This window comes from Nocardia sp. CA-084685 (genome assembly GCF_050955785.1).
Lineage (GTDB): Bacteria > Actinomycetota > Actinomycetes > Mycobacteriales > Mycobacteriaceae > Nocardia.
This window is the reverse complement of record NZ_CP192094.1, coordinates 127,954-141,347: the sequence shown is the minus strand read 5'-3', so window position 1 is coordinate 141,347 and position 13,394 is coordinate 127,954. Positions and strand designations below refer to the sequence as shown.

Below are 13,394 nucleotides of genomic sequence, written 5' to 3'. Positions count from 1 at the left end.
CACGCTATGAGCACTGCATACGTCCGCTCGACCGCTTCGCACTCCACGCGGTGGTCCCACGGCGTTGTAGAGTCCAGCTCGATTCAACCTCGCCATGCCGTCTCGGGACGAGATGGATACCCGGGTTCAGGAAGTTGAACGGACAAATTCGCTGAGGAGTTCGCCATGCCCTACACCGTGGACTTCACCACCGTATCGACCGTCGGCCTGGAATCGTCGCCGGTGGCGGATGCCCTGGCCGGCCTGCGGGCGAACGAGGCCCGATATTTCAGGAACAAGTACGGCCACGACTTCACAGTGGAACCTGCGGCAGATGCCGAATCGACCGTCGACTGGGTGAGCCGGATCCTCGAAGAGGAACGCGGCATCGTCATCTCGTCACGGCCCCTGGAAGCCACGGCGTTCGAGGTGGCGAATATTCGCTTCGCCTATGTCTTCTACGAGAACGGGCTCGCCATCAACGTCATGTACTCCGTCGACGGCAGCGACAAGCGGGCGGTCGGATTCAAACTTTCCGAAGGGATGGACGTCCCCGAGGAACTCGGCTCGTTCAAGTTCGCGAGGCAGAAGTCGAAGTTGGCCGGGACGATTCGCGGCTCCTACTTCGTCATCAAGAACGAATACTGACCGCCGAACCGGACGGCAACGACAAGAGACCTTCGGTCTGCAAACCACTCTCATGAACGGCGCCTATGCGATCGGCAACCTTGTGGGAGGCGCGGCAATCACACAAGCGGGCATAGGGAACGTGTTCTTCGTCCAGTGACACCGACTCGGCAAGTCGAGTTATCGAACATATGTTCTATATTTGAGGTAGGCTGCTGCGGGTGAACATACATTCGACCGCGCTGGCGCCGGATGCTCGAACACGAGGATGGCCGGAACTGGCCGATGTCGACTTGCTGCGCACCCTCGTCGAAACCGAACGCCGTCGGAGGCGACTGGATGCTGCCATGCGCGCGGCTGTCGCCGAAGCCGAGCGTCGTGGCCTCGCCGCAGACACCGGCTATCGGGACACCGTGGAGCTATTGACCGATCTGCTGCGGATCAGTGCTGACGAAGCGCGCCGGCGAATCGAATACGCGGCTCCGCAGGTCCGCTCGCGTTCCAGAAAGATGTGGAGGGTGCTGGCGGCCGCGAGCTGAGGCCGAGCCCGGGTGCTTCGAGCTCTGAAAGATCAACGAGCCGAGTTCATCTCGACCGGACGCACGAGGATCGAATCCGAGCATGGCTGTGATGTTCGAAGTTCATGCATGGATCACGCGGTAACGCAGATGTGTGGCGTCGCGGCCTTCGAGCGAGCGGCAGAGGTCTAGTTCGATGTGGCCTTGTCCGGTCGGTTCGAACAGAATCCGGGCCGCGGCGCCGGTAGACGAACGCACTCAACTGCGGAGTTCCGTGCGTTACCGAGGTGGCACGGAAGCCAGCTGGCTACACGCGATCCGGTCACCAGCATCTTCTCCAGCCCCGAGGTCGGTTCCAGGATCGGCACGTTCCGCTCCACCTACTCCTGTGACCACCACACCTGGATAGAAGAGCTTTCAGGTCCGGGTGCGACCGATGACCGGTCGATCAACCGAGTCGCCTGGGCAAGTTCCCGCTCGACGGTTGCCAACTCCGCGGACCCGACGGTTCGTCCCGTCGCCGCAGCCTGAGGCTGCTCGCTCAGGTCGGTAATGTCTGGCCGGTGACCGACGCTGCCGACCTGATGCGGATGTATCTGGTCGCTCCGGACCAGCCTTTCCCACCCGTCGAGCTCGCGGATCCGTCCGGACTGGTCGCTTTCGGCGGGGATCTGTCGCCGAAGCGGCTGCTGGGCGCCTATTCCGCGGGCATCTTTCCCTGGTACAACCCCGGCGAAACGATCCACTGGTACTGCCCGGACCCGCGGACCATTCTGGTGCCGACCGACCTGCGGGTGACCAAGTCCTATCGCCGATCTGTCGCCAATGCCGACTACGCGGTGACCATGGATCGCGCCTTCGCCGATGTGATGTCGAATTGCGCCGCACCGCGTGCCAAGGAGACCGGAACCTGGATCGGCTCCGACATGCTGGCGGCCTACCTGCGCCTGCACCACCTTGGTCATGCGCATTCGGTCGAGGTATGGCGCGACGGCGACCTTGTCGGCGGCCTCTACGGCGTCGCATGCGGCCGCTCCTTCGCCGGCGAGTCCATGTTCTCCCGCGCCCGTGACACCTCCAAGGTCGCGCTGTATTGGCTCTGCGCCCAACTGGCCGCCTGGGATTTCGCCCTCATCGACTGCCAGGTCACCTCCAGCCACCTCACCTCCCTCGGCGCCATCGACCTGCCCCGTGCGGACTACCTGCACCTACACACCCAGGCCGCCGCCCGCCCCGGCCTCTCCGGCCCATGGCACTTCGATATCCCGGTCCCTAACTCCCCCAACCACCTACCGACGTGAACGATCACCGAAGCGACAGGCCAGCAACGTGCCGACCAACGACAATGCTGAATCAGGGTGCCGAGCGGGATCGCCGAGCGAACCCGCAAACGCACTCTCATGCCGCGACCCGAGCGAATTCGACTGATGTTTTGGCATGAATTCACCACGCCGATCCACGTCGCCGACGCCATCCGTCATACCTGGCCGCGCGCACTCTCATGCTGCAGACCGCGCTGATCGAACCAGTCGGAGCGGAGCAGACGACCTGCAGGTGGCTGTATCGATCCGAGGCCGACCGAACGCACCGCGCCATGACGATGGCCGTGCAGTGGCCGGTGCTCGGAGACCGACGCGGCTACTCTGCGGATTTTAGGTGCTCGATTGTGTAATGAGCCATCACCCAGGCGTTTCGAGGTCGTCGGTAGTCGTCTCGTCGAGAGAACCACGTCCCGGTCACCGGCTGGCCCGGACCTGTGGTTCGGGCAAAACCTGGGATCGGTAGGTGGCGCGCGCGGCATCTACTTGCCCTATGACATCTTCTCAATCTCCCATGAACCAACCGCAGTCCGCCGGCTTGGACAAAAAGACCAGCGCGATCCTGTCCTACGCACTGGGGTGGCTCACCGGAATCATCTTCCTATTCATCGGAAAGAACGATCCCGATGTGAAATTCCATGCCTCACAATCGATCGTCTTCTTCGGGGCGGTCTCGGTGGTCAATATTGTTCTGAGCATCGTCGCCTCGCTCCTCGGAGTCCTGGGAATCATCTTCAGCCTCGCCGGACTCGCAGTCGCGGTCTTCGCGGTCGTCGTCTGGATCATGGCCATGGTCCAGGCGAACAACACCGGCGGTGTCCGCGCGCAGCTTCCCATCGTCGGAAAATTCACTGCCCCCTATGCCGATCAGTTGGCCAACGCGGTCAAGTAGCGGCATATTCGAAGTCCCCAACCGGATTTCGTCATCGAGGATGCGGTCGGCACCCCTGCCTGCGGGCCAGATGCGACAATCCGAAGATCAACGGCCCGAGGCTATCTCGGGCCGTTGGCGTCCGCGTGGAACGTCCGAGAATGCCGATTATCGAGTGGTGGGCCCTGATCAGACGCCGGTATCGTGGGCAAGCGCTCGGCGGTAGGTGTCCATGGGAGGAGGGCGCGTATGCCCACGGTGCGGCGGTTCTGGATCGAATTCATGAACGCGCCGGTGTCGCACGAGACGACATGCAGCCTGCGGTCAACCCCCGGCGCCGGGTAAACGGGAGCGAGCAACGGGCGCTGATCGGCCGGGGCACCTGTGTTGGGGCCGTGCTCGTAGACGTAGCGCCAGATCCCGATCTACTGCTGAGCACAACGCATCAATACGGTCGTCGGCTCGTCCATACCCATACAAACGATCGGGCATCGGGCGGTGGCGGCCGGGCGTCGCCTCGGTAGGCGGGGCCGAGAACGTGAGTAGTGTCGCTGGCGTGAAAGACACGGGACTCGTCGGAGTGCAGAAGACCATCAGCCCTGTACTCAGGGCCAAAGCACTGGACAACCGGCTGCCGGACCCGATCCTCGGCGACAAATTCGCCGAGCAGGCGATGCGCCGCCTCGACCCCGACTACGACAACCGCAGATTCGGCACCAGCCAGATCGGCCTCGCGGCCGTGGTACGCGCCAAGGCCCACGACGACTGGGCCCGAAGCTTCCTCGCCGATCACCCCGACGCGGTGGTGCTGCACCTGGGCTGCGGCCTCGACGCACGCATATACCGGATCGACCCACCCGCCACCATCGACTGGTACGACCTGGACTACCCCGCCATCATCGAACTGCGGCAACAATTCCTGCCGCAGCGAGAGCACTACACCCTGATCAGCTCCAGCGTCACCGACCTGACCTGGCTGGACCGGATCCCCCGCGGCCGGCCCGTGCTGATGATCGCCGAGGGACTGGTGCCCTACCTGACCGAGGCCGACCTCCGGCGACTGCTGACCAGCATCGTCGACGCCTTCCCCAGCGGCCAGATACAGTTCGACACGGTGCCGGTCTGGGCATGGCGCACCTCGAAATGGGACCCCACCCTGCGCAAATACGACACCCAGTTCCACTGCGGCTTCAACGATCCGGCCGCGCTGGCCGATTGGCACCCGCAGCTCGAATACGTCGACGAGGCGCCGATGAACGACTCACCGGTGCTGATGGCCAAGGCACCCGCGAACGTACGCCGCATGTTCCGCCTCTTGAACCTGCTGCCGGGCATGAAACGATCCACCCGCATCGTGCGCTTCCGGTTCTAATGCGCCGATGGTCAATACAGGCTGGCCAACTCCGAAATCACCCTACCCACACCAAAAACGACCTTCGACACGAAGAGCCACCGATGAGCGCCGCCACTGAAATCATTGCCCGCGCGATCATCCGCGATGGCGGTCGGCTACTCGTGGCACGCGAACGCGGCAAAACATGGGCCTTCCTCCCCGGCGGACATGTCGAACCCGGCGAACCCGTCGAATCCGCACTCATCCGCGAACTCGCCGAAGAACTCGGAACCGCAGCCAGGATCACCGGCTTCGCCGGCGTAATCGAGCACGGGTACACCGATCGCGGCAACGCACACCACGAACTCAATCTCATCTTCGAAGCAGAACTCGACGACACACCGTCCAGCCAAGAAGACCACCTCGAATTCGACTGGCTCCCAACAGACCAAATCGACACCACAGACCTACGCCCCAATCCCCTGAAAGCCGTCATCGCCAGCGGCAACAGATCGTTCTGGCACAGCTGGAACAACGACAAATAGCGCGGCTGCGGTCAGCAAGCCTCGATCCGACGAGGACGAACCACGGAATCACGCCCAGCGGATGCAACGCGGCGGCGGAACGAATCGAATCCCGCGACGAATCGCCCACTCCCGAAGAGGCATCGTGGACCGACCTCCACGACCTACTCATGCGAAATGACCTGAGCCACACCGAGGTTGTCGAGCAGCTGACAGCACTATCGCCTAATCGAGCTGAACCGAGACAACGAACGACACGAATTGGGCGAGACCGCCACAGTGCCGCTCAGCTCACCTCGGCCCGCCAGTGCCGCACGACGTAGGTCACAGCGACCGATCCTCCCCACCGACGTTCGAAGAGCCGGAATGCCCTGTCGCGAAGCCAAATACGTACCATGCGAAAAGGCAATACCGCACATATCTGAACCAACGCCGCACTCGGACTGGCGAATCCGCGTCCAACACGCTTTCATTGTTATAGGGGATGATGCGCGGATCGGCCTGTAACGAGGTCACAACTCAATGCCAACAAGCGTTTTCCGGACGCAAAGGTCACTGACCCGCGTCTGGCCAGATTCCTATCCCTCAGAATCGGCTGCCGCGCCTCCCCTATCGCTCGCCGACACCGAGGGGCAACCTTCGACCTCACACCTGCGATGGTCTCACGCTGCGCCGAATCAGGTTGTCGCAGATGGATAGTCGTCCAAGTGAACCGTCCACCGAAGCCGGTCACGAGGTATCACCCCCACACGAGCCCACATACCCAGTCGAAGTAGGCGGCAAATCACGCCGCTGGTACCTCATACAGCTCAGAACAGGCAACCTTCCAGGACATAAGGCAGGCCGGACGTGGTTCCTCACCGCCTCCGACATCACCGCCGCCATCGACCGAACCAGCAAACCAACGCGCCCGGCCCGCAGGCCCTCACCAGCAACGACCAACGAAGCCGACTACCCCGAACAGCGACGACGTCGCCGACCTCGCCGACGAATTCCACCCCAGCACACCACCTGATGAGCACCCTGCCGCGCTGAAAGCAGACAGCGCAGCAGGGAACCGCACGGTCTGGAGGAGACCGCCAGGTGTCTGCCCTGCACCTGCCTCCAGGCCGTGCCTGACCACGATCTCGGTCTGTAACCAGAACTGTATCGACCACCCATTGCGCCCGCGCCCAAGCGAGATCGCCGCATCGAAACGCCCCCGCGTCCAACGCATTTGGCGCAAAACCCATGCGCTGTCCTGCGTCAACTCCCTGCCAGAAGTTGATCCTGATTCGACGATTTCCGGGATGGTCGGTTCAGGTCTGCCGACGAAGGTCGAAGGCGTGCATTCTTCTTCACCGTGGGCTGGATCGAAGACTGAAATCTTCGAATAGCTACTCGAGCGTGTGGGTTGGTCGCGGCTGTGGTGAGCTGTGGCCATCATCATTGTGGCGACCACCGCACTGCGGCGGGGCCGGCCCGGAGGATGATGAACCGCCGAACCGGGCAAACCGGAAGAGAACGAACTGTGGATCCATTGCCGAACTACCGTCTCCGGTGGGCTACTTGATATGTAGCGGTTTGCCACAGCAAGACCGGCATCCATTGCAACGTAACCCTTTTCATTCTACTTCGACTTGGAGTCGGACCATGGCAGCTGTTCTCACCTCCCTGACACCCTCTTCCGGCCCTGCGACGGTTTTCAGCTCTGTGGTGATCACCGGCTCCGGATTCAGTAATGTCGGTCCCTTGACCGTGCGATTCGGTACCCAGGCAACCACATTCACCATCGACTCCGACACCCAGATCACGGCCATCTCCCCGACAGGGACAGGCACGGTGAACGTCACCGTCACCGTGGAGTTGGATGGCACCAGCAACTCACTGCCCTACACCTACGTCTGACGGCCCAATCGCGTTGCGGTCACAGGTATAGGGGCCGCCTGTCGATGTTCGAAGTCGACTGCACGGCGCCCCTCTGCACATGATGCAAGGCCATATCCTGCGTTGTCGAACGCTTCCGGGTGCGGCTCGGAGCCGCACCCGGTCGGCTGGTCATGGGAGCAGAACGAAAGTGGCGTACGCGGCGATCAGCAGGGTGCTCGACGCGACGAATCTGCCGCCTCCTGCTTGAAAGCCTTGGTCCACGAGGCTCCTTCATGGCGAGCCATGCCGACGACGACCGCCGCCACCAGGAGCCCGACCAAGACGATGATCAGGCTGACCAGAGCCTGAAGAAGGATCGCGTTGAGGGTGTTCATTCAGAACCGAATACGCAGCAGTGCCGATAACCCACCCCGAAAACACGTGCCCCCATCCGCCAGATCCGCTGCCCGCCAACATCATGGCTACCGGCAGTTATTGCCCCTTCCTACGTTTGGGGCACACCTGGCAAGCAGGAGCACCTGGAACCGCTAACCATCTGCGACGAACTGACCGTTGCGGCTGGGCAACTCCGGGGTCCTCACGCCGAATACTTGAATAGCGGTTCCTGCCAGTCCGCAACCCCGATTTCTCGCAGATGCTCCTCAACCTTCACCAGTTGTCCGCCATTTCCCTGCCCGTGATCACGGCTGACCGGTGGCGAACGCCTGCACGGCATCGCCGAACTCCGGGCCGCCCACGACGTATCCGCCGACGGTGCCACCAATCAGCACACCCGCGGGGATGCTGATCCCCCATATCAGGGGCAGACACGCCCCGAGGAGACCGCCCACGATGGCACCGCCGACGACGCCGGGCAGGTTCTTGTTGATCTGCTCCTTGAGCCGGTCGTAGGAGCTGATGTCCTTCAGTTGCGCAATATCTTCTGCCGTCGGGGTCGGCGTCACCGCCAGAGTGCGACCGTCGGCACCGACGTGCTGCGCAATCGCGATCGAACGCCCGTCGACGGCGAACCACTGCGGTATTTCGGTCACCGCCGCTCCGTCGCCGGACTCGAGCACCACCGCACCGTTCTGCGCGATCTCGAACTTGCCATTCTCGACGGTGGCGATAATGACCCTGTCGACTGGCGAAACGGTGATCTGGTAGTTGATTCCGTGATCCACACCGGAAGTCGTGTCCCCCACACTCACCGCAGTCGGCTGCTCCGTGCCGGCCAGCTCTGCATGCGCGGTTGCCGCCGTGACACCCACGGCCGAGATGGCGATCAAAACAGCGGCAGTGATCTTCTCGAACTTCATTCTTCGAATCCCTCCACTCAGCTGCCCCGGGATGGGCGGACCGAGTCAGACCTTAGGCGTCGAATCCAGTGGTGTGTGGTACGCCACACACAGTTTCGAAGTCACTGCAGTTCTGTCTCCCATGTGACCGGTTGGAGAGCAGCACTCCGCCCCCGGCGCCGGGTAAACGGAAGCGAGCAACGGGCGCTGATCGGCTGGGGCACCTGTGTTGGGGCCGTGCTCGTAGACGTAGCGCCAGATCCCGATCTACTGCTGGGCACAACGCATCAATACGGTCGTCGGCTCGCCCACACCCAGAGAGCACCGCCACCGCCGATCGGATCGAGCGCATCGCCATCGAGGGCAATCGGTTCGTCGATGTCGAGTGCGCGGCTGACCACATCCGGGACTGTACGAGAAAGGTCTGACAAGACTTGTTGAACACCAACCATTTTCGACCTGAATTAGGACACAGTTCGATCTTGTGGCCGGTGGCGGCGCGGTGACCTGCGCTGTTGCTGTCGGGTTGGTGAAAATGTGCGCACTAAGTCGATCTCGTTCGTAGGGTTTCGGGGTGGCGTACGTGCGCACGGTGAAGACCGCCTCGGGGGCGACCGCGGTACAGATCGTGTGGTCCTCGCGGCGAGGGTCGCGCGATATCGAGCATGTCGGGTCGGCTCACGGGCAGAAGGAGCTCGAAGCGTTGCAGGCTGCGGCGTGCCAGCGTCTGGCGGGCGGGCAGGCCGAGTTCGATCTCGGCCTCGGATCGGCCGAAATACCCAGTGCGACATTGGAAATCGTTAGTTCACGGGCGGGCCATTTGTGGGATGGGTTGTGCCGGGCCTACCAGGTTCTGGGCTTGGATGACGCCGCCGGTGGTGATGAGGTTTTCCGGGATTTGGTGCTGGCGCGGGTCATCGAGCCGACTTCCAAGGCCGACTCGCTGCGGGTCCTGTCCGAGACCGGCATCGAGTCGATGTCGTATCGGACGCTGACTCGGCGGCTACCGGAATTCGCGAAAGATAACTTCCGTCAAGGGATTTCGGCTGCATGCGCTCGCCACGCCGGGCTAGGTCCGGCCACTTTGGTGCTCTACGACGTCAGCACCCTGTACTTCGAAACCGATGCCGGCGACGGGTTCCGCGAGCCCGGGTTCTCCAAGGAACGCCGCCTGGAACCGCAGATCACGATCGGCCTGCTCACCGACGCCACCGGATTCCCGTTGATGGTGTCGGCGTTCGAAGGCAACAAAGCCGAGACCGCCACGATGCTGCCGGTGATCAACGCGTTCAAGACCGCGCACCGGCTCACCGATGTCACCGTCGTCGCCGACGCGGGCATGATCTCCGAAGCCAACCAGACCGCCATCCAAGCCGCCGGCCTCACGTTCATCCTCGGCACCAAAATCCCCCGCCTACCGTCGGTGATCGACGAATGGCGCCGCAAACACCCCGGCCAGCAGATCCCCGACGGACAGGTGTTCACCCAGCCTTGGCCTGCCAGCAGCAGCGAGAAAGCCCGCGGCATCCCCGACCGGGTCATCTACTACCAATACCGCGCCGACCGCGCGCGGCGCAGCCTGCGCGGCATCGACGAGCAGATCGCCAAAGCGCAACGCGCCGTGGACGGCAAGGCACCGGTCAAACGCAACCGGTTCATCAAACTCGCCGGGGCCACCAAGACCGTCGACCGCGCGTTGGAGACCAAGACCCGGGCACTGGCCGGGATCAAGGGCTACACCACCAACCTCACCAGCGCCACCCCGGAGTTCGTTATCGGCGCCTACCACCAGCTCTGGCACGTGGAGAAGAGTTTCCGCATGTCAAAGCATGATTCGGCGGCTCGCCCGATCTACCACCACAAACGCGAATCCATCGAAGCACACCTGAACATCGTGTTCGCCGCGCTAGCCGTCAGCCACTGGATCGAGCACCGAACCAGTTGGAGCATAAGGAAATTCGTCCAGACCGCCCGCCGCTACCGCACCATCGAGATCCGCGCCGGGAACCAAACCCTCACCGCCGCAGACCCTCTACCCGCCGACCTCGCCGAAATCCTCAGCCACATCCACGAACACGACGGCCTCGGTGGATTTGCGCACTAATTTGGCCGAAGTCAGGTTTTCGACACGTTTGTTGAACACCGCCCCGGCGCGGACGTTCTCGCGATTCCACCCAACCGGGCCGGTGTCCAACAAACGAAAGGTTTTGAGACGGCGCTGGGCGCAGAGCTTCGGCTGGGTTCATGTTGCAGATGAACGAGTCGACCCGCACGCCGAGACCGCCTGGCTCCCAAGCGGTTTATCCGCACTAAGTGGTACCGCCCGACGGGACAACGGTCTGTCCGGGAAGGGTGGCGCTGGTTCTGGTCGCGGATCTCGACACCACCTTGGGATCAAAGTCAGTAGCGCCGTTCGTGTTCAACAAACGTTGGATTCGAGACAGCAGCCTTATCGGAGGACGGGGGCGCTCTATTCGAATGTCGAGAATCGGTTGGCGGCGCAGTCTCGATCAACTTGGCGTTCGCTTGGTAGGGATTCATATAGCTGCGAAGCGATTCCGCGTCGATCAAGATCTTGGTGCCGTAGTAGCGGGCCGCGATCTTTCCTTCCCTGACCAGTTGCCTCAGGGTGCACTCGCTCAGTCCGGTGGCTGTATGTGCTTGCGCCACGCTGTAGCTGATCTGCTGCGGTCGCTCGGAATCGTCGGAGGCGCGTGCTCGATCGATGCTCATGCGCCTCTCGATGCACGAAAGCGCCGGCGGCTGCGCTCGCTGAGCCCTGAGGGGTCCCTGGTCGGTGTGAAAGCGGGCATGGCCATCGAATCGATCGCATCACGGATGTCTTGTGCGGCAACCCGCCATGCGCGACCTGCTTTGCCAGCGGGCAGCTTCCGCGCTCTGATTTGCTTGAGGTACCAGTCCCCGGTGACCGCAAGCATCTCCGCGGCTTGTGCAACCGTGTAGAGGCGTAGGCCTGCATCCGGTGAAGACGCGCCCTCCGGCGGCGTCTGGGAGGCCATCTGCGGAGTTTGGTATTCCCAGGCGCGCATCAACCGGCAACCGGGTCTCCGTTGGGATCTGAATCCGTTTTCTGCTGGTCGCTGCACACCTGCATCGTGGTACCGACCTCGGAGCGGATAGGCATCGCCGAATGCTGCCACCCGTAAGCGCCGATGTCAGCACGCAGGTTGACTGGAAGGGGTGCCAGCCGCTGGATGCCGACGGTGCTCGTGGCCTGTTCTGCTGGTTTGCGCACACCCCGGCCGTGCTCGCGCGGTCACTCTGCTGGCATGCGATAGGCCTGAACCCTGAAAGGAATGCGGCGCGGCCAGTCATGCCGTCATGGAAGCCTTCGTTCGGAGGGCCGAACACCAAAGAAGACGCCGATGTCCTCAAGCACATCCCCTACTTCGAGCGCAGGGCAGCGGAATACGACCGCCAAGAGTCAATGTGCGGAGTGGGCATATTCCGGGGCGATGATGCGCGGCTGGTCGAATCGAGTGTCACAACTCGATCCCCCGATGCCGCAGTCCGGCGCTATCGTGGAGGTACCCGTGGGGGAGGAACACGATGGTATCGGTGACGCTGTACCGCTATTCGTTCAATTTCCGCTATGCCCTGAACGACCGGCAGATGGCGGGTTTCGACCCGGGCCGGGCATTCGTCGAGATCTATGCCGTCGACACGCCCGAAGGCCGGGACGAGCGCGGGTGGACCTGTCTCGACCGCAGGACGGCGAGGCGGAGTATCCGGGTCGAGGCCACCGACGGGGAATCCGCCGCGTGGGCCCGGGCCCAGACCGCCGCGCTGGATGCACTGTGGACCGCTGAACAGCAGCTCGTCCGCGATCTCGGCATGCGGATCGAGGGCGGTTTCTTTTCACCCGGACTGCGGCGTGGTTCCGGCTGGTCGGCGGCCCGCCGCCGCAGCCGGACCGCGTCACGGCAGGCATTCGACAGACTCGAACAGCGGCTGCACGACATCGCCGAGCGCTACCGCCCCGTCCGCGAGCAGATCGAGCCCCGCGTGCACGAGGCCGACGCACGCGCACAGGAAGAACAGGCGCGACTCTGGAAAGCCCAGCGCGAGCGGGAAAAACGCGATGACCGCTTCACCGAGCTGGCTGCCCAGACCCGATGGAGCTACCGCGTCACCGAATCCGACCAAACCGTCCACGTCTTCCGCGCCGACGACTCGACCCTGACCACCGGCGAACTGATCGACGAGCTCCAGCGCCCCACGCACCACCTCACCGGCTACACCGTGCACTGGGCCGCCGCCGATCGCGCCGAGATCGAGCACGTCAGCGGCGCGGATTTCACAACTTGGTGGGCCGTAGTAGCTCCCGGCCACTGGAACGATTCCCGACGCATCCCGTCTCGCCCGCCGACCCGTTCCGGCCCATACATCGGCGGCCACTCCAGCTACGGCGGCGGAACTTCCTGCGGTGGCGGCTTCTCCTCCTGCGGGGGCGGCTTCTGAGGCGACGGCGTGCAGCCGGCGCACACGATGATCCACCTTGCACCCCAACCGATTCCGGTATCGGCACGGTTGGGGGTCGCCGTAGCACGGACCTCGGCGAGGGTAGACACGATCAACAACCCGTTCTGCTCGGTCTCGTCCACGAACGCGTGCATCTGCGGCGACCCTCGGCCTTTCCTCTGCGTCAGGCGACCGGCATGCTACTTTGCACTTCCTGACAGCTTCAGGATTCCGGGGTCTATACGTATGGGCGCTCCCGGGGCTTCCCGGAGCGTGATCCGATTCACCATACGACGCGGGGACTGGCAGGCAAATGCCCTGTGACCAGGGGTTTATGCTGAGGATGCCCATGCTTGCATGGATGGCCCACCTCCTCTACGCCGCTCAGATGGCCTTAACCCAGCCCCACATGTAATCGTGGATTCCGGCGTGTGCGCACGCGTGCTTCCAGGTGTCGAGAATCGATCGATTCTCAACACCGCCGCTCATCGAGGGTTGTCTATCAGCGGTGACCGCGAGCACCAGTCGACGTGAGCGGTCGCAGCGGCCCGGGGTTCGTGGTGTCGGCTGCGGTCGCCACCGTGAGGTTGTTGTC

General features: G+C 63.1%; 13 protein-coding genes. 9 read left to right on the top strand and 4 right to left on the bottom strand.

Going from position 1 to position 13,394, the window contains the following annotated elements; translation table 11 throughout:
* Positions 1–165: 165 nt before the first annotated feature.
* The 7 genes from ACQP2U_RS00670 (at position 166) to ACQP2U_RS00640 (ending at position 7,058) form a co-directional block, all read left to right on the top strand.
* The gene (locus ACQP2U_RS00670; RefSeq protein ID WP_433712872.1) at positions 166–627 is read left to right on the top strand and encodes a phage tail protein; all 462 of its coding nucleotides are present in this window, start codon (positions 166–168) and stop codon (positions 625–627) included.
* A 200-nt stretch (positions 628–827) separates the two neighbouring features.
* Positions 828–1,145, top strand: coding sequence for a DUF222 domain-containing protein (locus ACQP2U_RS00665; RefSeq protein ID WP_433712871.1), 318 nt, complete (start codon positions 828–830; stop codon positions 1,143–1,145).
* 542 nt (positions 1,146–1,687) lie between these two features.
* Positions 1,688–2,425, top strand: coding sequence for a leucyl/phenylalanyl-tRNA--protein transferase (gene aat, locus ACQP2U_RS00660; protein WP_433712869.1), 738 nt, complete (start codon positions 1,688–1,690; stop codon positions 2,423–2,425).
* Positions 2,426–2,957: 532 nt separating this feature from the next.
* Positions 2,958–3,335 (top strand): DUF4870 domain-containing protein, encoded by a 378-nt coding sequence (locus ACQP2U_RS00655; RefSeq protein ID WP_433712868.1) that lies wholly within the window; start codon positions 2,958–2,960, stop codon positions 3,333–3,335.
* Between the two features lie 535 nt (positions 3,336–3,870).
* Positions 3,871–4,686, top strand: a complete 816-nt coding sequence (locus ACQP2U_RS00650; RefSeq protein ID WP_433712866.1) for a class I SAM-dependent methyltransferase — start codon at positions 3,871–3,873, stop codon at positions 4,684–4,686.
* Between the two features lie 83 nt (positions 4,687–4,769).
* Positions 4,770–5,192: an NUDIX domain-containing protein gene (locus tag ACQP2U_RS00645; RefSeq protein WP_433712865.1), complete on the top strand. Its 423-nt coding sequence runs from the start codon at positions 4,770–4,772 to the stop codon at positions 5,190–5,192.
* 1,611 nt (positions 5,193–6,803) lie between these two features.
* The gene (locus ACQP2U_RS00640; RefSeq protein ID WP_433712863.1) at positions 6,804–7,058 is read left to right on the top strand and encodes an IPT/TIG domain-containing protein; all 255 of its coding nucleotides are present in this window, start codon (positions 6,804–6,806) and stop codon (positions 7,056–7,058) included.
* A gap of 185 nt (positions 7,059–7,243) precedes the next feature.
* Here ACQP2U_RS00640 and ACQP2U_RS00635 read toward each other — a convergent pair whose 3' ends face one another.
* Together ACQP2U_RS00635 and ACQP2U_RS00630 are read right to left on the bottom strand one after the other, a co-directional pair.
* Positions 7,244–7,414: a hypothetical protein gene (locus ACQP2U_RS00635; RefSeq protein ID WP_433712862.1), complete on the bottom strand. Its 171-nt coding sequence runs from the start codon at positions 7,412–7,414 to the stop codon at positions 7,244–7,246.
* A 306-nt stretch (positions 7,415–7,720) separates the two neighbouring features.
* Complete coding sequence (locus ACQP2U_RS00630) at positions 7,721–8,338, bottom strand: hypothetical protein (protein ID WP_433712861.1); 618 nt, start codon at positions 8,336–8,338, stop codon at positions 7,721–7,723.
* Between the two features lie 553 nt (positions 8,339–8,891).
* On the opposite strand from ACQP2U_RS00630, the gene ACQP2U_RS00625 reads away from it, so the two are divergent.
* Positions 8,892–10,421 (top strand): IS1634 family transposase, encoded by a 1,530-nt coding sequence (locus ACQP2U_RS00625; protein WP_433712860.1) that lies wholly within the window; start codon positions 8,892–8,894, stop codon positions 10,419–10,421.
* A 296-nt stretch (positions 10,422–10,717) separates the two neighbouring features.
* On the opposite strand, the gene ACQP2U_RS00620 is transcribed toward ACQP2U_RS00625, so the two are convergent.
* On the bottom strand, positions 10,718–11,050 hold the full coding sequence (locus ACQP2U_RS00620) for a helix-turn-helix domain-containing protein (RefSeq protein ID WP_433712859.1): 333 nt from the start codon (positions 11,048–11,050) through the stop codon (positions 10,718–10,720).
* Positions 11,047–11,337: a helix-turn-helix domain-containing protein gene (locus tag ACQP2U_RS00615; RefSeq protein ID WP_433712858.1), complete on the bottom strand. Its 291-nt coding sequence runs from the start codon at positions 11,335–11,337 to the stop codon at positions 11,047–11,049. Before ACQP2U_RS00615 ends, ACQP2U_RS00620 begins: the two co-directional genes overlap by 4 nt.
* Positions 11,338–11,887: 550 nt before the next feature.
* On the opposite strand from ACQP2U_RS00615, the gene ACQP2U_RS00610 reads away from it, so the two are divergent.
* Positions 11,888–12,799: a hypothetical protein gene (locus ACQP2U_RS00610; protein ID WP_433712857.1), complete on the top strand. Its 912-nt coding sequence runs from the start codon at positions 11,888–11,890 to the stop codon at positions 12,797–12,799.
* Positions 12,800–13,394: the final 595 nt, after the last annotated feature.

What these genes read in the sequence shown, in the direction of transcription:
- ACQP2U_RS00670 (WP_433712872.1), top strand. Translation starts at nt 166, where the DNA reads ATGCCCTACACCGTGGACTTCACCACCGTATCGACCGTCGGCCTGGAA.
- ACQP2U_RS00655 (WP_433712868.1), top strand. Translation starts at nt 2,958, where the DNA reads ATGAACCAACCGCAGTCCGCCGGCTTGGACAAAAAGACCAGCGCGATC.
- ACQP2U_RS00645 (WP_433712865.1), top strand. Translation starts at nt 4,770, where the DNA reads ATGAGCGCCGCCACTGAAATCATTGCCCGCGCGATCATCCGCGATGGC.
- ACQP2U_RS00640 (WP_433712863.1), top strand. Translation starts at nt 6,804, where the DNA reads ATGGCAGCTGTTCTCACCTCCCTGACACCCTCTTCCGGCCCTGCGACG.
- ACQP2U_RS00635 (WP_433712862.1), bottom strand. Translation starts at nt 7,414, where the DNA reads ATGAACACCCTCAACGCGATCCTTCTTCAGGCTCTGGTCAGCCTGATC.
- ACQP2U_RS00630 (WP_433712861.1), bottom strand. Translation starts at nt 8,338, where the DNA reads ATGAAGTTCGAGAAGATCACTGCCGCTGTTTTGATCGCCATCTCGGCC.
- ACQP2U_RS00620 (WP_433712859.1), bottom strand. Translation starts at nt 11,050, where the DNA reads ATGAGCATCGATCGAGCACGCGCCTCCGACGATTCCGAGCGACCGCAG.
- ACQP2U_RS00615 (WP_433712858.1), bottom strand. Translation starts at nt 11,337, where the DNA reads ATGGCCTCCCAGACGCCGCCGGAGGGCGCGTCTTCACCGGATGCAGGC.
- ACQP2U_RS00610 (WP_433712857.1), top strand. Translation starts at nt 11,888, where the DNA reads ATGGTATCGGTGACGCTGTACCGCTATTCGTTCAATTTCCGCTATGCC.